The organism is Microcoleus sp. B7-D4 (assembly GCF_036705125.1).
Classification (GTDB): domain Bacteria; phylum Cyanobacteriota; class Cyanobacteriia; order Cyanobacteriales; family Microcoleaceae; genus Microcoleus.
Genome location: NZ_JAUBTT010000007.1, coordinates 118,442 through 141,454, shown reverse-complemented (window position 1 = coordinate 141,454; position 23,013 = coordinate 118,442). Strand labels below are relative to the sequence as shown.

Below are 23,013 nucleotides of genomic sequence, written 5' to 3'. Positions count from 1 at the left end.
AGAAGGAAGAAGGAAGAAGGAAGAAGGAAGAAGGAAGAAGGAAGAAGGAAGAAGGAAGAAGGAAGAAGGAAGAAGGATAGATGACTAATGACTACTGACTAATGACTAATGACTACTGACTACTGACTAATGACTACTGACTAATGACTACTAACTACTGACTAATGACTACTGACTACTGACTAATGACTACTGACTACTGACTAATGACTACTGACTACTGACTACTGACTAACAAAGGCAGCGTGACAATAAATGTAGTACCTTTGCCGATCGCACTTTCCACACTTATTGTACCGCCGTGCAGGTCAACTATGTGTTTGACAATGCAGAGTCCCAAACCCGATCCTTTAATCTTGCCTACATTAGCACCCCGTTCAAACTGCTGAAATAGTTTTTCTTGATATTCCGGTGTCATCCCAATTCCCTCATCTCGAACGCACAAAATTATTTGTTGGTTTTCGCAGCTTAATTCTAAACTTACCTTGCCGCCGTTTGGAGAATATTTAATGGCGTTTGAAAGCAAATTAGTCAGAAGGTGGTGCAGTAGTTTTGCATCGAGATTGGCGTGCAGCGGATTTGTGTGACTGCGGAAATCTACTAGGTGTTTGTCGGTGATAATAGGTTGCAGTTCTTCTAAAATAGAATTGCATAAATCCGTCGCATTAATCAAATTTGAATTTAAGGAAATTTTGCCTGATTCTGCTTTGCTAAGCATTAAAATATCTTCCAGCAACCCACTCATATTACTGACGGCTTTTTTAATGCGATCGACATTTTTATGGGTGGTTCCGGGGGGTGTATGCAAGTCGCCATCTTCTAGCATTTCAGCAGATAACTGTATGGTAGTTAAAGGAGTGTTTAAATCGTGGTAAGCCATTGAAATAAAGCGCGATCTATTTTCGCTTTTTTCTGCTGCTAACGCCATTATTTTTTTCAGATTAACTGCTTCTTGATGTTTGCTAAGTGCTATCTTGATAGTGGCGTGCATTTCTCTTTCTTTAAAAGGTTTGAGCAGGTAGCCATAAGAACCAGTATTTTCGGCTCGCTGCAAAGTTTCGTCGTCGGCATAGGCAGTTGTATAGATAATTGGTATATCTAATTCTTGATTAATTATTGCTGCTGTTTCTATGCCGTCAATGTCGCCTTTGATAACTATATCCATTAAAATTAAATCGGGTCTTAGTTCGCGGGCGCGCTGGATGGCATCCGCTCCTGAAGAAACGATATCGGCGATTTGATATCCCAATTTTTCTAATTTAGGGGATAAGTTTTTAGCAATTAACAGTTCGTCTTCGACAATCAAAATATTAATTGGTTTTTCGACCAAGCTCATATTGTTACAATCTTTGAAAGTAGTTTAACTCGTTGAATTTCAAGTGAAAAGATGTACCAAATTCTCTGGAGATTTCGATGGTTCCTTCTAACTGCTCGGTTAAAGTGCAGACAACTTGAAAGCCCATCGACTGAGTTTTCCGAAAATCTAAGTTTTCAGGAAAGCCAATGCCGTTGTCCTTAACTAAGAGGTTGATTTCTCGATCGCCCGTTTGATAGCATTCTACACTAATTGTACCAGTTGTGCCATCAGGAAAAGCGTGTTTCAGGGTATTTGAAACCAATTCATTGGCAATTAAACCGCAGGGAGTAGCGGTTTCAAGATTTAGGGAAATTGGCTCAGCTAATACCTGCAACTGAATTCGGTTGTTGCTAATATTGTAAGAGTGAAACAAGTTACTTACCAAATCTTCGAGATATTCGCCAAAATTAATTTGCGCCAGGTTAGTCGAACGGTACAGTTTTTCGTGAATCAGAGCCATAGAATAAAGGCGATTCTGACTTTCTTCAAACATTTTGCTTACTTGCGGGTCGGCAACTGTGTTCGATTGCAATTCTAACAGACTGGCAACTACGCAGAGGTTGTTTTTGACGCGGTGGTGAATTTCTTTAAGCAAAATTTCTTTTTCTTTGAGGGAGTTTTTCAAATTTGCTTCTGCTTGTTTGCGATCGCTCAGTTCAGCTTGCAGTTGCTGGTAAAGTAGAGATTGCTGAATGGCGATCGCCAATTGATTCACCAACTGCTGAAATAAATTAATTTCCCATTCTTTCCAATCACGAGGGCGATCGCATTGGTGGGCAATTAGCAATCCCCAAAGTTGGCTGTGCTGAAGAATCGGCACTACTAACTTTGCCCTAACTTGAATCTCTTTCATAAACTGGGCCACACAAGGTTTAAGGGAGGGCTCATCTAGTTCGGAGATCGCACAAATTCGCCCTCGTAAATAAAGCTGATAACTTTCAGCCGGAAAAGCCTCTTGGCCAAAACATCTATCCACAAGTTGGCTGCATCCTTCTGCCACGGCTTCAGCAATGACTCGGCCGCCGCTTTTGGGTAAAATTTGATAAACCAAAACTCGATCGGCTAATAATACTTGCTGGAGTTCGGCAACGGTAGTGTTGAGAATTTCCTCTAATTGCAAAGACTGGCGCACACGACGGGCGATCGCCTCTACAAGCCGTTCTTGCTCGAACTGCTGCCCCCTAGCGAGTTCGGCGTATTTAGAATTGCTGATATCAGCGGCATAACCAATAATTTCGATCGGAATACCCATGCTGTCAACCAATAGTTTTAGTTCCGTCCTTAGCCAGCGGTAAATTCCGTCTTGGTGTAGAAAACGGTACTCGCAAATGCAATTTCTTCCTTCACACAAACACGAAAAATTTACCATAAATTGTGGCCGATCTTCAGGGTGAATTCGGCTCGACCAAAACTTAGAATCAGCTAAGAATTGTTGGGGAGCGTAGCCAACGATTGTCTGAACGTTGTCGCTGATGTAAGTAGTACAAAATTCCCCGGTCGGTGCGGCGGTAAAAATTACCGCCGGATTAGAACCCAGTAAAAATTGCAGGCGTTCTTTTAACTGCTGAAATTCGATTTCTGCCCGCTTACGATAACTGATATCTTCGATCGCCCCCATGCTGTAGAGAGGAATGCCCTCGCGATCGCGGATCAGCGTCACCGTCAAGTTTGCCCACATCAGCTCGCCATTCTTCTTAATCAAGCGTTTTTCCCTTTGGAAGCGAGAAATATTGCCACACATCAACTGCTTGACTTCCTCTACATCTGCTTGTAAATCTTCTGGATGCGTGAGTTCACTAAAAGTCATGGTAGCCAACTCCGAATCGCTGTAGCCCAACATCTGGCGGTGAGCTTCATTCACTTTGATGGTGCGGTAGTCGCGCACGCTTGCCAAACCAAGCGCGATCGGAGCATCGTCAAATAAGTTGCGAAACTTTTCCTCGCTCTTTTGCAGTGCAGCTTCTGCCTGTTTGCGGGCGGTAATGTCTCTGGCGACCCACATCACCCGATCGAGCTCCAGCGGCGAAATACTGGCATCAAACCAAAACAACTTGCAGCCAATTTCCATGCTGTATTCAATTCTGTGGGTTTCCCCAGATGCCAATGTTTGGCGAATGTGGCCGAGGGCAAAATTAGCTTCCGCTTCTGGGAAGATTTCGGCGAGGGTTTTGCCGATCACTTCAGGAGCCGGTTTGTACAGCAGTTCGGGAGCCGTGGGGGCGATTTTGAGGTAGCGGCCGCTTGCGTCGAAAACCAGCACGATATCCGTCATGGCATTAAACAGCGCTACCAGTTCGGCTTCGGATTTTTGGAGTTTTTCTTCGGTCAATTTGCGATCGGTAATGTCGGTGTCAGTGCCAGTCAGGCGGCAGGCCTTGCCAGAAGCCGATCGGATCGCGCTGCCGCGGGCAAGTATCCAGCAGATGCTGCCGTCTTTACGCACCATCCGGTGTTCTACTTCATAAATTTCTGTCAAACCCTCTAGATAAGCATTTACTGCGTCGGCGACTGCAACTCGATCGTCGGGATGAACGTGAGATGCCCAATTTTCCATGCGGTTGGGAATCTCTGCGTCTTGATAGCCCAACAAAGCTTTCAAAGAGGGAGCAATGTAGATTTCATCGGTTTCCAAATTCCAGTCCCAAACCCCCACTTTGCCGGCCGATACTGCCATTTCGTACCATTGTGTCCGCTGCTGCACTCTCCGTTCTAACTCTGCATTGAGCTGCTGCAAAGCGATTTCTGCTTGTTTGCGATCCGTAACATCCCGGCCTGCTGCTTGATACTCGACGATTTGTCCGCTGTCGTTGAATATAGCCCGATCGATCCACTGGTGCCAGCGAATTTCCCCGCTCGGCAAAATTACTCGATGTTCGGAAGTAAAAATAGGCCGGTCGAGAGACACAGAAGTATATTTCTGTTGAAAAATTTCTCGGTCTGCTTCTGCGATCAGCCACATGAAGCATTTGCCGAGTAAGTCGAACTGCTGCAGGCCGAAATAACGGCAGTAAGCTTGATTGACAAAAGTTATTTTACCGTTGGGGAGGTAGCGGCAAATCAATTCGGTTTGGTCTTCCACAATCGCCCGGTAGCGCGCCTCGCTCTGCCGCAGGGCATTTTCGGCATTTTTGCGATCGCTGACTCGTTTTTCTAGTTCACAATTCCCGTCTAACAGTTCGCATTGTTCCTGGAGTTTTGCCACTTCTTGGTGCAGTGCCTCTATCCAGCTATACATTGCTGGGCGAATCCTTTTTTCGCTGACTAAACCTACGGGCTGACCCCGTTCATCCACAATTGGCAAGCAATCGATCGAGTATTGACAAAATAGCTTAAATGCGGTAAAAATATCTGTAAATTCTGATTCTTTTAAGACAATTAAATTCCGCGTCATTGCGTCGGCAACTTTCATGCCTTGCCATCCGTATTCGGCCGCGGCTAAGTTCAGCACATCTTCGGGGCTTAGCAGTCCGACTAGCTGATTTTCATCGACAACTAAGACGCAACTAATCGATGCTTTTACAGTTTCGTTTGAGTCGGGAAATGCAGGTGAATTAGGCAGTGGGCAAGGGTTGCTTGTCCGACGCATCAGGGCGATCGCATCCCCGATGGAAGTTGAGGGCGCAACCGTGGCAGGATGGCGATCGACAGATTCTAAAGGCGATCGTAAATTGGCCGACAAATTAGCAAGTTCCATTAGTATTGGTCAAAAAGTATTGCTAATTAACTTTAGCAACACTTTTAGTCATCAGCCAGATGACTGATGACTGATGACCTGCCTTATTTTCTGCCAATGAGCAGATAAGTTTTCATTGCCCCTTTGCCTTTAACTTGAATAGTTCCCCGCTCCTGAAATACATATTTGTGTTCTAATAACTTATAAGTAGTTTCGCTGACTTGAATCCGCCAAGGCAAACCGTGAGATTCCATGCGGGAAGCAATATTTACTGTGTCGCCCCACAAATCGTAAATAAACTTTTTGATGCCAATTACTCCGGCAACAACCGGGCCGCTGTGAATGCCGATGCGGATGCTAAAATATTTATTATGGCTAGCATTAAATCTGGCTATTTCTGCTTGCATATCTAGTGCCATTTGGGCGATCGCCTCTGCGTGGTCTGGCCTGGGTTCAGGCAGTCCTCCTACTGCCATGTATGCGTCGCCGATGGTCTTGATTTTCTCTAGGCCGTGCCGTTCGCACAAAAGGTCGAATCCTGAGAAAATCTTATTGAGGAGCTCCACGAGGTCGATCGGATTCATGAGGGCAGACAAAGGTGTAAACCCCACAATGTCTGCGAACAAAACAGTCACTTCAGGAAAGTATTCGGCAATAGTAGTTTCGTTTTGCTTGAGGCGTTCTGCTATTGCCTTGGGCAGGATATTTAACAGCAGCTTTTCGGATTTTTCTTGTTCTTCCCGCAGGGCATCTTCTGCTTGCTTGCGTTCCGTAATGTCGTGATAACTCCAGACTCTGCCGATAATTTTATCTCCCAGCCGCTGCGGTTCCGAATAGCGTTCAAAAAATCTGCCGTCTTGAAATTCCAACAAATCGTAACTTTCGGCTTCGGGCTGATCGTCAAGCGATTCTATTCTCTCTTGAAATGCTTGGGGGTCTTTGAGTTGGTTCAGGACAAAGGCGATCGTTGTGGCGTCGTCTCGCAGTGCCATCACTTCGTTAGGTATGCCCCACATTTCCACAAATTCTCGATTGAAAGTGACTATTTTTCCGCTCCTGTCAGTAGCTAAAATACCATCAGCAGTAGAATCAAAAGTTGCTTGCAGCAGGGACACAGATTTTGCCAGGGCGTCTTCTGTCATTTTTCGAGCAGTAATGTCTCGCAAAATAGCGCGAATCGCTACTAGCGAACCATCCGCAAACTTACAGCTTATGCTGCCTTCCAGCAAAATTTGTTCGTGATATTTAGTGATAAATATTACTTCAATCGATTCTGGATACAAGGTATTTTCATTTACCGTTTTTTGGGTAAAAGCTTGATAGAATATATCCAGAGACTCTTGGGAACTGTTGGGATGAATAATATCAAAAACAGTCATTTGAGCAATTTCGGCTTCGGTGTAGCCCAGAGTTTGCCGCCAAGCCCGATTTACATACAAAAAATGACCGTCCGCTCCTATACTTTGAATTAAGTCAGTAGCATTTTCAAATAAGTCTCGCAGTTGTTCTTCGCTTTCCCGCAAAGCTATTTCCGCTTGCTTGCGCTTGATAAATTGACCGATTTGGCTACCGATTGTCGCCATTGTCTGGAGCAATTCTTCATCAAAACACTGCACTTCGCGGCTGAAAAAAGTCATCACACCCAACACATATTTTGCAGAATTATCCTGATCGTAGTCGCCCACAATTGGGAAACCAAAAGCTCCGTGCAGTCCTTCTTCGGCCGCAAGTTCTCGGCGCAGACAACAGTCGCTTTTTGTGACATCTGCAATCCACTGAGCTGAACCGCTAGCCCAAACGAAACCCGGCAATCCTTCGCCAAACGCACAAGTCATTTGTTCGGTAAATTCGGCAAATTTGGGGATAGAAACTGAGCGTTTTGTCCAACTGGCGACGCACCGAAGCAAATTGGGGTCGGAAACCGCAGTTATTCTCTTAGTTTCTGACAGCAGTTTTTCCCCGGATTCTGGCATCCAAAGTTCGACGGTATCCCATCCCAAGCTGTCACAAATTACGGGGAGAATTGCTGCTATAGCTTTTTTGATTGTTTCGGATGCCGACAGGATGCGAGTGGCGACGTACTGAGTTATTTGTCGCTTGCGGGCGCGCTGTCTATCTGTGACATCGCGGCCGATGTACACGAAATCTTGAACGGCAGGCAAAGGGCCAGAAATGCCTTTAATGTCAGTCGAAATCGCCGTACAGGAAAACGAAACTGTGAGCTTTTCTCCGGTTTTTGCCGTGCAAATTACTTCGACGTGAGTTTGCAATTGTTGAGACTCCTCTTGGCTGACTGCTTGCAAAGAGGAGCCAAAAGCAGCAATAGCGTCTATTTGCTGCCCTACTAATTCTGATTCGCTGTAACCGAACAAATCTTGAGCAGCTTGATTGATTTTTTTAATTTTTCCCGATGCTGTTGTTACCAACAAAACTTCCGCCATTGAAGTAATAATTTTTTCAACATAATTATTAGTAGCAGCTAAGGTACTCAATAAAATATCCATTTCATTGGTAGCTTGGACGAGAGTTTGTTCTAAAGCCATCCTGTCGGTTACGTCTTGAAAAAATATAATTAATCTCTGATAATTCTCGTCATTGGTGAACTCCACGATATACATATCAAAATAAAGCCGCGAACCATTTTCTAATAGTCGCGTCATCGCTTTTAATTCAAAATTTGGCAAACGTTTTTCAAAAATATCGATTAAAATTTCTTCAGTTCCCACCAATTCTGGAAAGGGAATGCGAACATCGTTGCCGGCGACTACTTCGTCGGGACAGTCGGCAAACCGCTGCACTTGCAGAGAGATTTCTTGGATTAAAAAGTCTTGATCCAGTGCTAGGTACTCCAAGTGGTGCGGAACTAACAGTTTTTTTAACAAGGTTTTCATGTGAGATTCTTAGTAGTGAATGCGCCCTGTGTATCGAATTATCGAAAATCAATCTATAGCGGTTCTCCATCTTGGTGAGGTATGCCCACGGAGGCCTATGCCCTATGCCCAGGGAGGCCTATGCCCTATGCCCGCGAGAGCACCTCATGTTACTGAGAAAGGCTATATTTATCTCTGTTTCTCAAAGGGAATTCTGACTATAAAGGTAGTGCCTAACCCTATCTCGCTGGAAAATTCGATTTGACCTCCGTGCAAATCTACACACTGCTTGACTATGGATAAACCCAGTCCTGTACCGGGTATTTTTCCGACATTTTTCGCTCGATAATAAGATTCAAAGAGTTGTTCCTGGTCTTCGAGAGGAATGCCAATGCCTGCATCTTTAATTTTAAATATAGCTTCTTCATTATTCTGACAATTTAATTCAAAATAAATATTGCTGTCGAGGGGCGAATATTTGACAGCATTTGACAGCAAATTTGTCAATATGTGCCGCAGCAATTTTGGATCTAGTGCGGGCAACTGTTGCGTTTCCTGCGAGTCGCTATCATCTTTTTTCGCTGGCGTAACTAATTCTTGATAAATAAAGTTAATTGTATGATTTTTTCCATAACTAATTGTAATTGATTCTACTAACTCGCTGCAAAATTGTTTTAAGTCAACTGGTGCGGGATAGAATTCGAGTTTTCCTGCTTCGGCGCTGCTGAGCAACCGCACGTCATCTAATAGCTGAGCCATGTGTTTAGATGCGGATTTAACGTGTGCGAGGTATTCTTGTTTTTCCTCGTGGGTGATTTCGTCGCCGTAGTCTTGGAGGATTTTAGTAGCAAATAATATTGTATTTAAAGGATTGCCAAATTCGTGAGCAATCATCGAGAAAAAACGAGATTTTACCTGTCTGAGTTCTTGCTCTTTTGCCAAAGAGCGGCGAATTTCTATTTCTTGTTGTTTGCGTTCTGTGATGTCCCTGCCTATATAAATTAAATCGTAAAGTCCCTCTAATTCTGTCTGAATTGCCGAACAGGAAAATTCTACCCAAATTTCTTCTCCTGCTTTAGTAGTGCAGACTATTTCTAGTTCTCTACGCAGCTCTTTATGAGACAAAATATAGCGGTGGCGAGCTTGGGAGATTAAGGTTTCTTCTAGTAATATTAAAGACAGGGGCTGACCGATTAATTCTGCTTCGCTATACCCAAATAACCATTGGGACGATTGATTGATTCTTTTGATATTTCCTAATGTTGTTGTCACCAACAAAGCATCGCCCATCGAACGAATAACTTTATCTATATAATCTTTAGAAGCGGCTAAGGCACTAACCAAAAGATTAGCTTCATTCGCCCTCTGAATCAAGGATTGCTTCATTACCATCTTTTCGGTGGTATCTTCAATCAAAATTAGCAATTTACTTGGCACATATTCTTGTTCTTCTTCATATTTGATAGCCAACATATCAAAGTATAAAGGGCGGTTCGGGTCGGCAAACCGAGCGATACCTTTGATTTCAAAACCAGGGAGCCGTCCCATAATGATAGACATGAGGATATTTTCAATGCCAATCAGTTCGGGAAAACTCAGGCGAGCATCTGCACCTGGTATCGCGTCGCCCGGAGTATCGGCATAATTCTGCACTTCGGCGGAGGTTTCCTGAATGATGAAATGGTGATTTACTAGAAAATACTGTGTTTGTCGCGGGCCTAACAGCTTTCTTAACAGGGGGTTCATACTTGTTCTACCATTGTGTAAGCTAGTTTGTAGAAAATTTCGTCAACGTCTTTGCCGGTTTTAGCAGATGTCGTGCAAACTGCTATTACTTTGTCTTGACCTATCGCATGGGACATTTCCACTAGCAGCGCCAATTTTTCCTCGTCAATTAAGTCTACTTTGTTCAAAGCGACGATAATTGACCCTTTAGGATTGACGGAAGAATAAAGCTGAATGTGTTCGGAGATTCGCTCAACTGTTTCGGAGCGGCTGACATCGGCAACGATTAAAGCGCCACTAGCTCCCTGCAAGTAAGTCGGTGCTATTCCTTTGAATTTTGTATGCCCTTCTAAGTCCCAAATCAGCAACTGTGCAGTCACGTTTTCCCGCTGTTTTACGTTTTCTAATTCTACGTTTTTGCGAGAAATTTTTACTCCCACGGTGGAGAGGTATTGGTCGGTGAATTGCCGATCGACAAAACGGCGGATCAGGCTGGTTTTGCCCACGCCAAAATCGCCGATCATACACATTTTTTTAGATATAGTAACTGACATAATTATTTACTGTTTATGGTGTTAGTTATTGGTTCAAATACCACGCATCTGCTTAAAAGTCGTGGTTGATTGGGCTCCACGTCGGCAGGAGGATGGGGGATGCCAACCGTTTGGAGGCGCTTTGGGTCAGCACCCTGCCGCACTAAAGCATCTCGCACTGCTGCGGCACGCCTCAGCGACAACTGTTGATTTGTAGAAATTTCCCCAGTTCGATCGCTGTGTCCAATTATCTTAATCTGTTTTTGAGGATATTGATCCATAAACTTTTTGACACTGGCGATGATTTCTCCATGTGTAGAGTCTAATATTGCCGTTCCTTGCTGGAAGTAGATGCGGGTTGTAATTTTCAGCGGATCTAATTTAACTGTGCTAATCACCGATTGAACACCGGGTATTTGCTTCAGGGACTGAGCTATTTTCTGTGCGTCTGCACCGTCTCTAACGGTACCCTCTACAGTCACTTTACGATCGCCATACCGCGTAGAAATAGAAAGGCCCTCTTTCTGATTCAAAACAGCGGTAATCCGCTGCACCTCCGCCGCCGTCAAAACTGGATCTGGGGGGACATCTACAGCTACAATTCTATTATCTAATTGCAATTTTGGTGCAGTAGATGCGGCTATTTTTTCGGCTTGTGCCCGCAATTCTTGATTTGGCAACTTTCCGGTTAGCTTTAAAGTTTTGCCCTCAACTGCAACATCTAAGCGGTAAACTGCTAATTCGGGAGTCGAGGCTAAAGCTGCGATGGCATTTGCTTCGAGGCGACGCTCAACGCTGCTGCGGTACTGATAAATTCCCCAAGGTACTAAGATTAAGCTCAAGGCGGCTAAACTGATAGCGGCTAGGGCGATCGGGGGTTTTGTTGATTTTTCCGTTTGTAGCGGATCGAATAAACTTTTTATGTACGGGTGCAGCGACTCCGGTATAGTACCGGGGTCGCCGTTAAACTCGTGAATTACTTTAGCATAATTAAGGATGAGATTAGTAACGGTTTGTCGTATTTTTTTGATGAATAAGTGGGGCGGTTCTCCTTTAATCACGACGGCCATGTAGCAATATCCCGCTACTTCTAGGATAATTTTTGAGTCGCCGTATTCAATTTGATTGAGTTCGGAAGATTCTCCCGGCTGCACGATGCACTCGTTAACAAAGCTGCGAATAGCTGTGAGCATTCCGGCTACCATTTCTGATTCTAACTGGTAGCTTTCTGAGTTTTGAACTTCGGAAATAATCAAGCCTGATGCTTTATGAATTAAGAATGCTGCTTGGACGGTAAAGGGTATTGATTCTTTGAGGATTAATTCAGCTTCGGAGACTCCTTGTACTTGGGAGCGAATTTTTCTTTTGAATCCTTCGACGCTGATGGCATTTGACACTTTTTCATTGATTGTCTTGATAGCTTCTGCCATGTATCGGGAAATTGTACTGCCAATTACGGGATAGAGCGCATCCACCATAGAGTCGCGTTCGAGTCTTATTTGGGCTGTAATCGCTTTGCCCATTTCCGGCGCGAGGGCTTGAGCGATCGACTCTTGGTCAAGGCGAATTTGCTCTTTAATTGCCAGACCAATTTCTGGGGCGATCGCCTTAGCAATATCCGCTGGCGAATTCACTATTTGTTGAGCCAGTGCGTCGGGAAGTAACTCAGCTATTGCCGCACTCATTGCCGACTTGTTTTCCTGAGTTTTTGCCCTAATCACTTCGTCAATAATGGGCACGATCGCCTTAACAACTTCTTCCCTGGAATCGGCCACTTTGCGGCTGAGAATTTCTGCGATCCAAGGCAGCATCAACTCAATCAACTCTTGGGGCTCGTAGATTTGGTGCTCCAATTTTCCTAATTTATCGTCGATTGTGGCCATCAGGTGGCGCACCCCCGGCAAATCGTTTTCTGCCAGCAGATTTTTGACTTGCTCGATATCCGACATTTTTGAGCCGAACATCAGATTTTGCAGCCTTTCCATCGCGGTGTCGGCTTCATTTAAATCCTGTTTAATTTGACCTAATATTTCTGCTGGCTGTTCTCGTAAGTTTGGGATTTCTAGATCCGAAGCCACTGCAGCATCTAAATATCCCTTTTCTGGTGGCTTTGAGACTGTGGAAACTATGGGATTATCGGGAATTTCCGATGGTTTTGACTCGGTTTCGGGAGCGGAAAAATCCTGTAAATGCCGATCGAACTTGTGGGATTTTTGAGCCTGTACGTACTGTAGAGAATCTTTCATTGTCAAGTTAGACAATTCTTCGACAGGCTGTGATTCCTCCTCCAAATCCGTCTGCGCGATCGCGGAAACATCTATAGTTTTAGCTGAGGAATAGTCTTTTTCCAGTTCTGAAGTGTTGAGTTTGTGAGTAGCCCACAGCAAACTTTTGAACTCGTCTGCAACAGGCGGCGTATCGCCAGACTCCGGTTGGCCAGATCCAGTTTCGGGTACACTCGCTGCAACTTCCTCTGGCGCTTGCTCAGAAATACCTAACAAATCCATCAACCCGCCGAGGGCCCCAGCTTGATTATTGTCGCCACTGCTGTCACTTTCTGGCTCTGCATTTTGCTGGTTGGAACAAGCAAAAATTTTGAGATCGGCTAACAGATTCAGCAAGGGTTCTAGCTGGGTTGCCGCATCGGCAGCAGACTCATCAGGTTGAGAAACAAAACCCTCTAACTCGTTTTCGTCAGCCGGATTTTCTTTCGGTAAAGCCATGCGTTATTATCCGTTATGGTGGCGCTCCGGCAACAGAAATTCGGTATTTAACTTATTATCCGCAACGCCTTTAAGTTCGGGTACAAATTCTGTTCCTTTGAGCCTCATGCCGAGTTCAAACAGAATTTCTGCCATGTCGTCTCTCGAAACTTTAACATCTCTGAGCATAGAAAAGCGACGATCGAGCTCTTCAAAAACCTGTGTTTTCAAAGTGCGGGTTTCTTCAGATAGTCGCTCTCTGGTTTGGGAGAGTTCGTCGCGAAGCGAACTGGTTTGATTGTCTATAGCCTCGTCGAGGGCTTCCACGCTGCTGGAGAATTTGCGGTTAATGCGATCGACTTGCTGACGGATATCGGCGCTTTCTTCTTGGGTGTTTGAGGTGAGCGATTTAACTTTCTTTTCTAACGAATCAACTGCAGCCCTCATTTCTCCTGAAAGAACTGTTCTTACTTGTTCGATGCGAGTTTGCATATCTTGCTGCATCATCGACAAGTCGGAATCTATTTTATCGAAGCGATTGTCGTATTCTCTAAGCTGCGCTCCAAAAATGATATCGCGGATCTGGTCGATATTTCCCAGCCGTTCGCGCATTTCTTCTTTAGTTATTTCGGGCATACTTTTACCTGGAATCTCTGGACATTGTGAGTTTAAGAACTGTGCTAGTGATTTACTACCGTTGTGGGTGGCACTAGCTTTTTTGAGTGGGCGGGCTTTTATTGTTTGAACTCTAACCCCTGCGTCGGGGATGGGATTTTTTAGAGTTTTGACTCTAAATATCCTGAGATTCAAATTTTTGAGCCTGGTCTTGTCACCAAAAATGGCGGTTGGCTATCCTTGGCTTGCAGCAAGCTAATAGAAGCGTAGATTTTGCTGCGATACAGCACAGCGGGGAAGGTTTTAAGGTCTTGAGTGACATCCTCAATGATATCTCATCTTGACAGTGGCTCCTATCACTGCGCTGGAGTCCCGGCAAAAAGCGGGTGGGCTTGCTCCACGTCCCCTTATATATAATATAACTCAAAAGCTGCACAGATCGCTCGCCGATCGCCTCACAGGGAAGTTTTCTTTCAGCAGAAACCACTTATACAGCCGAACTCGGCCCCTCTGTGCTCCTGGAAGCCCAGGGCTGTTTCGGGGCAACCACGGGGAGTAGGGGTCGGATTGCCCTTACGGAAAACGATGATTTTGACTCTTGTAGTGCTAAGAGTGCCTACCCTCCCCATCCACGATTTGCGCTCGTGTTTCAGAGATTGGGGCAGCCACGGGGGGCTGCCCCTACAAGAGAATGAAACCGCCCTGCCTGGAAGCCTCTTCTCCTGCGAGGCCCTCTAAAAATTCATAGGGCCCGATCGACAGCGACCAGACCCAATAATATGAGAACTTTGTTTTTTCTAACAAACGAGATGTGTTTCCGGTTGAGAACTGTTACTTACTAGGGTTTACAACTTATGCAGCTTTACTTTTAATCCGCAACCACAATAAGTCTGACTCGACTGCGGTTTGGCTTGACTGCTCGATCGGCAGTTCGCCACTATTCCAAGTTGTGTTCGGTTAATTTCTGCTGCGCCTGGGAATCTAGACCGGAGACACCATGTCTATATCCTCGAATTTTCTTTCTAAATATAGCGACCTCCTTTCTCTTTCTGTCCCGGTGTCTATTATTAAGTTAGCATGAGCTTTGCGAGGAGTAAAGCACAATTTGCAAAACTTGATAGGTCTTTACATTACTAAGTATAATGATATAAATATCCACATAGATGTAAGTTCTATTATTGCTACATCTTTACATACTTAACAGTTCTTGTCATGTCTATTTCTCCTAAGTTTCTCAGTGGCAGCCAAATCCGCCAAACCTTCCTCGACTTTTATGCTCAGCGGGGACATAAGATATTGCCGAGTGCTTCTTTGGTTCCCGAAGATCCGACGGTGTTGCTGACGATCGCCGGAATGCTACAATTCAAGCCGATATTTCTTGGACAGCGCACCGCCGAATCACCGCGCGCCACGACTTCTCAAAAGTGCATCCGCACCAACGACATCGAAAACGTCGGCCGCACCGCCCGCCACCACACGTTTTTTGAAATGTTGGGTAATTTCAGTTTCGGGGATTATTTCAAGAAACAGGCGATCGCCTGGGCGTGGGAACTTTCCACGGAAGTTTTCGGTTTACCAGCGTCCAATTTGGTTGTTAGTGTTTTCCGTGAAGATGACGAAGCTTTTGCAATTTGGCGCGATGAAATTGGCATTCCGGGCGATCGGATTCAGCGCATGGGAGAAGATGACAATTTCTGGCAATCCGGCCCGACTGGCCCCTGCGGCCCGTGTTCCGAGATTTACTATGATTTTCACCCAGAAAGAGGCGACAATATTGACCTCGAAGATGATAGCAGGTTTATCGAATTCTACAACCTGGTTTTCATGCAGTACAATAAAGATGCAGAGGGCAATTTAACACCGCTGCAAAATCAAAATATTGATACTGGCATGGGACTGGAACGGATGGCGCAAATCCTCCAGAAAGTCCCCAATAATTACGAAACAGATTTGATTTTTCCGATCATTCAATCGGCGGCGGAAATTGCCGGGATTGATTACCACAATAGCGATGAAAAAGTCAAGGTTTCGCTGAAAGTAATTGGCGATCACATTCGGGCTGTGGTGCACATGATTGCGGACGAAATTCGCGCGTCGAATGTTGGTCGGGGTTACATTTTGCGGCGGTTGATTCGCCGGGTGGTGCGCCACGGGCGACTGATTGGAATTCAGGGCGAATTTACGGTGCGGGTGGCCGAAAGTGCGATCGCCCTTTCGGAAGCAGCTTATCCGAACGTGCGGCTGCGGGAAGCTCAAATTAAGGCGGAATTGGCAAGGGAAGAGGCGCAGTTTCTCAAGACTTTGGAACGCGGAGAGAAGCTGCTGGAGGAAATTGTCGATCGCACAAAACAGCAAACCAACCAACAAATCAGCGGTCAAGATGCTTTCACTCTTTACGATACCTACGGTTTCCCCTTAGAACTGACTCAAGAAATTGCTGAGGAACAGGGAATTTCTGTGGATTTGGACGGCTTTGAAGCGGCGATGGAGGAACAGCAAACTCGCGCTAAAAATGCTCGCCAAACAATCGATTTGACGGTGCAGGGTTCTTTGGATAAGTTGGCTGAAACAATCCAGGGAACTGAGTTTGTCGGTTATGCTGAATTGTCGAGTTTAGCTGAGGTGGAAGTTATCTTAGTTGACGGCAAATCTGTGGAGGAAGCAGCGGCTGGTACTGAGGTACAAGTTGTTTTGAACCAAACGCCGTTTTATGCTGAATCCGGCGGACAAATTGGGGATAAAGGTTATTTGAAAAGCGGAGATAATGGTGATGGTTTGTTAGTAAGAGTTGATGATGTGAAGAAGGAATCGGATTTCTTCGTGCATTTCGGCTTTGTGGAACGGGGAAGCCTGAGAGTTGGCGATAGTATTACTGCGAAGATTGACAATAGCGGTCGCCGCCGAATTCAGGCTAACCACACAGCAACTCACTTATTACAATCAGCTTTGCGGAAAATTGTGGATGATTCGATTTCGCAAGCTGGTTCGCTGGTATCGTCTGAGAGATTGCGATTTGATTTCAATTCTCCGCGCGCTGTCACAGCAGAAGAGTTGCAGAAAATTGAGGATTTAGTTAATAGTTGGATTGCTGAGGCGCACGCTGCTGAGGTTGCAGAAATGCCGATCGCCCTTGCGAGAGAAAAAGGCGCGACTGCGATGTTTGGCGAGAAGTACGGCGATGTGGTGCGGGTTATCGATTTTCCCGGCGTTTCGATGGAATTGTGCGGCGGAACTCACGTCAGCAATACCGCAGAAATCGGGCTGTTTAAGATTGTTTCGGAAGCGGGGGTAGCGGCGGGAACTCGCAGGATTGAAGCGGTTTCCGGTCAAGCTGTTTTGGACTATTTGAACGTGCGCGATAAGGTGGTGCGTGATTTGGGCGATCGATTTAAGGCGAAGCCTGAAGAATTGCCGAACCGAATTACTAATTTGCAGAATGAGTTGAAGGATACTCAGAAACATTTGGCTGCTGTGAAGTCGGAATTGGCGATCGCGAAATCCGACCAGTTGCTGAGTGCGGCTGAGGATGTCGCCGAATTCAAAATCATTGTAGCTCAATTGGGAGATGTGGATACGGAAGCGCTGAAAACTGCGGCGGAAAGATTGCAGCAAAAGTTAGGAAATGCTGCGGTTGTTTTGGCATCAATTCCTGAACCGGACAAGGTAAGTTTGGTGGCTGCTTTTAGTCCTGAAGTTAATAAGAAAGGATTGCAAGCTGGCAAGTTTATCGGGGGAATTGCTCAAATTTGCGGCGGAAAAGGCGGCGGGCGGCCTAATTTGGCGCAAGCTGGGGGACGCGATGCAAGTAAGTTGCAGGAAGCGTTGGAAAGTGCTCGCAATTTGTTAGTTGAAGGGTTGGGGTAATTACTCGGATCAGGTGATTTCGGGGAAACTGTAGGGGCGGGTTTTACCAACCATAATTGCCAATTATAGACAATCTGATAAACCCGCCCCCACCCAACCATAAATCACAATGTACATGGTGCCCGTAGGGGCGGGTTTCACCAACCATAATTGCCAATTATCGACAATCTCGAAAACCCGCCCCACCCAACGAAAAATACCAACCTACATTTTCCGATGCGATGCAAATTCCAGGTTGATGTGGGTTATCGGTGGTGGGGGGCGGGTTTATCTAGATTGTTGGTATTCCTTAGATATTGTTGGTGGAACCCGCCCCTACAAAATCTGGGTAAAGGTATTGTGCAAAAATCCCTGGTTTTTCCCGCGCAAAAAATGTACAATATCCCAAACATGGGTAGTGCAATGAAAAGCAAAAAACAAACCTATTTCGACCTGATCGAATCCCTGATCAACTCCCCAAGGGACGAACAAATCGCTATCCTGCAAAACAATCTCGAACTAATCGACGATAACTTCACCTCAGTTTTGCGCGATTGGGCTACTCAAACTCTGGCAGAAATGGAGTTTCGCCAAGCTACAAACATTACTATTAATATTCTTAACTTCAGTGACTTGATTCAAGAGTTTCCGCTGGGAAGCAAAAGCAGCAATATGGAAATTGCCATTGCAGGCTACGAGGTGGGGCTGCAAATTTTTAAGCGAAATTTTTCGGCCGAATTTTGGGCAGCTATTCAAAATAATCTGGCAAATGCTTACAGTGACAGAATCAAAGGAGAACCGGGTGAGAATATCGAAAAGGCGATCGCATTTTATGAAGCAGCCTTAGAAATTTACACCCGCCCTGCTTTCCCGGAACAATGGGCGATGATTCAAAATAATTTGGCAACTGCTTACAGTAACAGAATTAAAGGAGAACGGGGTGAGAATATCGAACAGGCGATTGCATTTTATGAAGCAGCTAGTGAAGTTCGTACCCGCCATGCTTCCCCGGAACAATGGGCTGGTACTCAAATTTGTTTGGGAGTTGCTTACAGTTACAGGATCAAAGGAGAACGGGGTAAGAATATCGAAAAGACGATCGCATATTATGAAGCAGCTAGTGAAGTTTACACCCGCAAAGCTTTCCCGCAACAATGGGCGATGACTCAAAATAATTTGGCCAATGCTTACAGTGACGGAATCAAAGGAGAACGGGGTGAGAATATCGAAAAGGCGATCACATTTTATGAAGCTGCTTTACAAGTTTACACCCGCGATGCTTTTTCCCAACAATGGGCGATGACTCAACATAATTTGGCAAGTGCTTACAGTGAGAGAATCAAAGGAGAACGGGGTGAGAATATCGAAAGGGCGATCGCATTTTATGAAGCAGCTAGTGAAGTTCGTACCCGCCCTGCTTCCCCGAAACAATGGGCGATGACTCAAAATAATTTGGCAACTGCTTACTATAGCAGAATCAAAGGAGAACGGGGTGAGAATATCGAAAAGGCGATCCAACTTTTTCAAGCAGCTTTAGAAGTTTATACTCCCACCGGTTTGCCAATTGACTGTCTGCAAACAGGGCGAAATCTAGGCTATTTAGGATTTGCAGAAAGTTTGTGGGAAATAGCCATTTTCGGCTACGAAAAAGCCATCGAAGCAGTCGAACAAAGCCGCGAGTGGATTGCCTCCGAAAACCGCAAACGAGAAATCATCGAAGAGAACCTCAACGTCTACGAAAAAATGATGCAATCCTGCATCAATCACCAACAATATGACAAAGCCCTGCAAACAATCGAACGCAGCAAATCCCGCTACCTAGTCGAACTCTTCACCAACAGCGAAATCTACCCCAAAACAGCCACCGAAACCGAGAAACAGCAACTCCAAAACCTGCGCCGCCAAATCGCCGCCTCCCAACAATTCCTAGAAACAGAAACCCCATCTCCTCCCCCTCTTTCCCCCCCCCGTTGTAGGGGCGGTGCCCCCGTGCCCGCCCTCTCCCTCACAACGCACAACCCAAACCCGCAGCCTCAGCCCCGAATATTTCCAACAACAAAAAGCCAAATTAGAAACAACCTTGCAGCAACTAACACAACTGCTAGAACAAATAAAACAGCGAGAACCAGAATTCTCCCTAACTCAAAAAGTCGAACCCATCGACATCACCAAATTCCAACAAACCTTAGACACCGAAACAGCAATCATAGAATGGTACATCGGCAATTCTAACTCCCTAGAGGGCGGGCACGGGGGCACCGCCCCTACGGGTGGTGTCGCCTTCATCATCACCCGCGACAGCATAAAACCAGTCACATATACCACAACCGAAATAGGCGAATTAGAAACCTGGAAAAACAACTATCTCGACGAATACCGCAACAAAAACACCAACAAAACCTGGCAAAACACCCTATCCCAAAAACTCCAAAAACTCTCAGAAATCCTGCGACTAAACGAGATAATCGCCCACATCCCCCCCAACAGCAAACGACTAATCCTAGTACCCCACCGCTACCTGCACCTATTCCCCCTCCACGCCCTACAATTCACCTCAGAGGGCGGGCACGGGGGCACCGCCCCTACGAGGTACTTGTTAGACTGCTTCCCCGCAGGCGTGAAATACAGCCCCAGCTTGCAACTACTGGAACTCGTAAAAAATCGCATCACCACCAGAAACTTCCCCCCACCAAATCAGCAACAACTATTTGCCCTCCAGAATCCCACCGAAGATTTATTCAACGCCGACATGGAAGTAGAAACCATCAAAACCCGATTCAATCCCCATCAAATTTTACTCAAAAAACAAGCCACAAAAACCGCCCTCAACGAAAACCGAGAAAACCTCTCAAACGCCAACTACCTGCACTTTTCCTGTCACGGCGTATTCAACTTTGACTATCCGCTGCTGTCATCCCTAGTCTTAGCCGATTCCCTGGAACCATTACCCCCCAAATCCGTAGGGGCGGTGCCCCCGTGCCCGCCCGAACCCCCGCCCCCAGAGTCAAATCAGCCCGCTAAAAAACAGCGCTATGTCACCCTACGCAGCGGCAGAAAAGCCATCCCAGAAAAATGCCTCACCCTGCGAGAAATCTTTGCCGAATTGCAGTTACCGCAGTGCAGTCTCGTCACACTTTCCGCCTGCGAAACCGGGTTAACCACCTCAACCGCAATGACGGATGAATACATTGGTTTACCCAGCGGTTTTTTGTATGCGGGTAGCATGAATGTTGTCAGCAGTCTCTGGGCTGTCGATGATTTTGCTACGGCAATTTTGATGATAAAATTTTATCAAGAATTGCCGGATGCAGATTCAGTAGCCCTCGCTTTGAATGCGGCACAAAACTGGATGCGCGGGGTGAGTATGGAGGATTTTCGAGTTTGGGTAGGATTGTTAAATTTAGATGAAAAATCGAGCGAAAGTGTGGAATTATGGTTAGTGTGTTCGAGTGAGAAACAGCCGTTCCGCGACCCGAAATATTGGGCGGCTTTCTGTGCAACGGGATATTAAGTTAGGTGTGCAAACATAATTTTGTAGGGGCGGGTTCACCAACAATATATAACGATGACCAACCATCTAAATAAACCCGCCCCACCCCACAGACAACCTGCACCAACCCAAAATTTGCATCAAATGTTAAAATGTAAATTGTAATTGTTCGTTGGGTAGGGGCGGGTTTTCGAGATTGTTTGTTTCAGGCAATTATGGTTGGTGAACCCGCCCCTACGAATCTATTGTGTTTAATTACCGGAGGAATTACAATGGAACCTGACAAAATTATCAATGCTTTTCTCCAATGGCTGCATGAAAATCCGAGTATTTTCATGCCGACAGCATGGCAAGATTTACTCGAATTAAAAACAGAAATGGGAGAATTCGCAGACGATCAATTGTTTCCTATTGCTATGGCTATCAGCAAGTGGTGCGCCCGTCATCAATTGGGAGAGGAATTAAAAATTGCTGCCGCCAAAAACAAAAAAGATTTCGAGGATGCGGGCGAACCCACCCCAAGTACAACACCGCCGCTAACCAATATCACTCAAACTCTGCGTACCAGCATTGAAGATAGCTACAAAAAGCTTCAAGAAATCGCAGCAAATAATCAATCAGATACCAGCAATGACTCCAACTAGCAAAATCTATGCCCCCAACGTTTATTTATTTGCCTTTCACCTCTGCAACGCCATAGAATCAGAGTGGAATTCCCCTGTGGAATCCGCCAGTTTGTGGCAGAAGTGCGATGAGATTTTGCAAACTAAATTAGCAGTCAGTACAAAATTTAATGACAGCTATTTGCACAAAAAAGAGGAACCTGTCGGCTTCCGAGTTAACCTGATTAATAAACAAGTTGTTGGCAACCGCAAGTCTCTACCCTTTGATAAGGAGATTTCGGTTGAAAATCAGCAAATTCCTGTCAAGGGTTTTGCCCAACCGCTGCGAATTGATGACAGCTATGCCCTGGGTTTAAAAATTTTTGTCCCTGAAAAAGTTAACGGCATTAAAACACCTGCTGTCGATGTTAGCATCTTCAAGGAATTTAATCCCGATAACTGCTTGCTGCCGGATTTCGTGCAGAGTTATTTCGGGCAAACTCTGCTGCTTACAGCTTGGCTGAGTGTCGAACAAAATCAAGCGGCGCGGGCAGATTCGCAGTTTCTCCAAGCTTTAGGCAAACAGTGTCTCGAAAAGTTGATTTCTGGTCAAAATCAGCCGGATTTTTACCGTAAAGGCGAGTTATTCGGCAGTCCGATTTTGGAGTACGGCAATCCGAATCAGCCCGATAGTTACTGTCACATTATTATCTGGTTTTTCAACAGCCCGACAACTGATGAAATCTGGGATGAGACGCGGTACAGCGATTTTATGGATTTGTTTCTGTACCGAAATAAAATTATTCGCGCTTATCACGACAGCCGCAAGCTTTACGCCGTGACTCGCGAGGAATACAAGCAAATTGAACAGGATATTGACAAGACTTTTAAGTATTTGCAGCGAGATCAACCTCAGCAGAGGCAATCGAAAGGTGCGGGTTTAAAGGAGGAAGAATTAAAATATCTGGAAACTCAGATGATTGAGATGCCGCCTCGGGCTGTGAAGTATGCCCGAATGCTGATTGATTTGGAATTTCGCCAAAATACGATCGCAATTAATGCCCAAAATTACCAGGATAAATTAAATCAAATAAGTCTTGACATCAAAGCAGCTAAAAAGTACAATGATAGTGATGCCAATTTAAGTTTCCTCGAAACATTCAGTAAAGAAACTTGCCCGCAGTTTCAAAGGCAGATTCAAGCAGATTTAGGCTATTTCAAACACGGTTCCGGCTTGCTAGACCAAGCAACCGAGGCAATTAGAGCTATTGTGGCGATCGAAGAAGCTTATCGGAATGCCAAACTAGAGGTAACGATTCAAGCTGTCGGCTTTGGTTTGGGAGTAGCCGGGGTGGTGACTGGAAGTGCTCCTTATTTAATTAAACAAGACCCGCCGAATCAAATGGTTGCTTTGCCTTTGCCTTTCGTGAAGGTGGGAATTAATTCTTTTGCCTTGGTATTGTTGATTAGTATCGGTGCGGGGGTAGTGGTTTGGGGTGTGGTTATGTTGAGTGCCAATTCCAAGAATCTACTAGGTAAGTTCAAGAATCTACTAAATAGAAATAAACAGTTGCCGCCCTCATAATCCCGGTTCCGGGCGGGC

12 protein-coding genes are annotated in these 23,013 nt (G+C 45.4%); 5 read left to right on the top strand and 7 right to left on the bottom strand.

Going from position 1 to position 23,013, the window contains the following annotated elements; all coding sequences use genetic code 11:
• Positions 1-217: 217 nt before the first annotated feature.
• The 7 genes from QUB12_RS04675 to QUB12_RS04645 form a co-directional block, all read right to left on the bottom strand.
• Complete coding sequence (locus QUB12_RS04675; RefSeq protein ID WP_333305707.1) at positions 218-1,336, bottom strand: ATP-binding protein; 1,119 nt, start codon at positions 1,334-1,336, stop codon at positions 218-220.
• A 4-nt stretch (positions 1,337-1,340) separates the two neighbouring features.
• Positions 1,341-5,051, bottom strand: coding sequence for a PAS domain S-box protein (locus QUB12_RS04670; RefSeq protein ID WP_333305705.1), 3,711 nt, complete (start codon positions 5,049-5,051; stop codon positions 1,341-1,343).
• Between the two features lie 83 nt (positions 5,052-5,134).
• A complete protein-coding gene (locus QUB12_RS04665; protein WP_333305703.1) occupies positions 5,135-7,921 on the bottom strand; it encodes an adenylate/guanylate cyclase domain-containing protein in 2,787 nt (928 codons plus the stop codon).
• Between the two features lie 168 nt (positions 7,922-8,089).
• The gene (locus QUB12_RS04660) at positions 8,090-9,646 is read right to left on the bottom strand and encodes a PAS domain-containing sensor histidine kinase (RefSeq protein ID WP_333143223.1); all 1,557 of its coding nucleotides are present in this window, start codon (positions 9,644-9,646) and stop codon (positions 8,090-8,092) included.
• Positions 9,643-10,179, bottom strand: coding sequence for a Rab family GTPase (locus tag QUB12_RS04655; RefSeq protein WP_333305700.1), 537 nt, complete (start codon positions 10,177-10,179; stop codon positions 9,643-9,645). Before QUB12_RS04655 ends, QUB12_RS04660 begins: the two co-directional genes overlap by 4 nt.
• A 2-nt stretch (positions 10,180-10,181) precedes the next feature.
• Positions 10,182-12,881, bottom strand: coding sequence for an OmpA family protein (locus tag QUB12_RS04650; protein WP_333305698.1), 2,700 nt, complete (start codon positions 12,879-12,881; stop codon positions 10,182-10,184).
• A 6-nt stretch (positions 12,882-12,887) separates the two neighbouring features.
• Positions 12,888-13,496: a hypothetical protein gene (locus QUB12_RS04645; RefSeq protein WP_333305696.1), complete on the bottom strand. Its 609-nt coding sequence runs from the start codon at positions 13,494-13,496 to the stop codon at positions 12,888-12,890.
• Positions 13,497-14,687: 1,191 nt separating this feature from the next.
• Here QUB12_RS04645 and alaS point away from each other — a divergent pair.
• From alaS to QUB12_RS04620, 5 genes are all read left to right on the top strand, one after another.
• Entirely contained in the window at positions 14,688-17,339 is a 2,652-nt protein-coding gene (gene alaS, locus QUB12_RS04640; RefSeq protein WP_333305694.1) for an alanine--tRNA ligase, read from the top strand.
• Between the two features lie 402 nt (positions 17,340-17,741).
• A complete protein-coding gene (locus tag QUB12_RS04635; protein WP_333305692.1) occupies positions 17,742-19,550 on the top strand; it encodes a tetratricopeptide repeat protein in 1,809 nt (602 codons plus the stop codon).
• A complete protein-coding gene (locus QUB12_RS04630; protein WP_333305712.1) occupies positions 19,477-20,829 on the top strand; it encodes a CHAT domain-containing protein in 1,353 nt (450 codons plus the stop codon). The genes QUB12_RS04635 and QUB12_RS04630 overlap by 74 nt, the downstream gene beginning before the upstream one ends.
• 251 nt (positions 20,830-21,080) lie before the next feature.
• The gene (locus tag QUB12_RS04625) at positions 21,081-21,452 is read left to right on the top strand and encodes a hypothetical protein (RefSeq protein ID WP_333305690.1); all 372 of its coding nucleotides are present in this window, start codon (positions 21,081-21,083) and stop codon (positions 21,450-21,452) included.
• A complete protein-coding gene (locus tag QUB12_RS04620) occupies positions 21,439-22,995 on the top strand; it encodes a hypothetical protein (RefSeq protein WP_333305688.1) in 1,557 nt (518 codons plus the stop codon). Before QUB12_RS04625 ends, QUB12_RS04620 begins: the two co-directional genes overlap by 14 nt.
• Positions 22,996-23,013 lie beyond the last annotated feature (18 nt).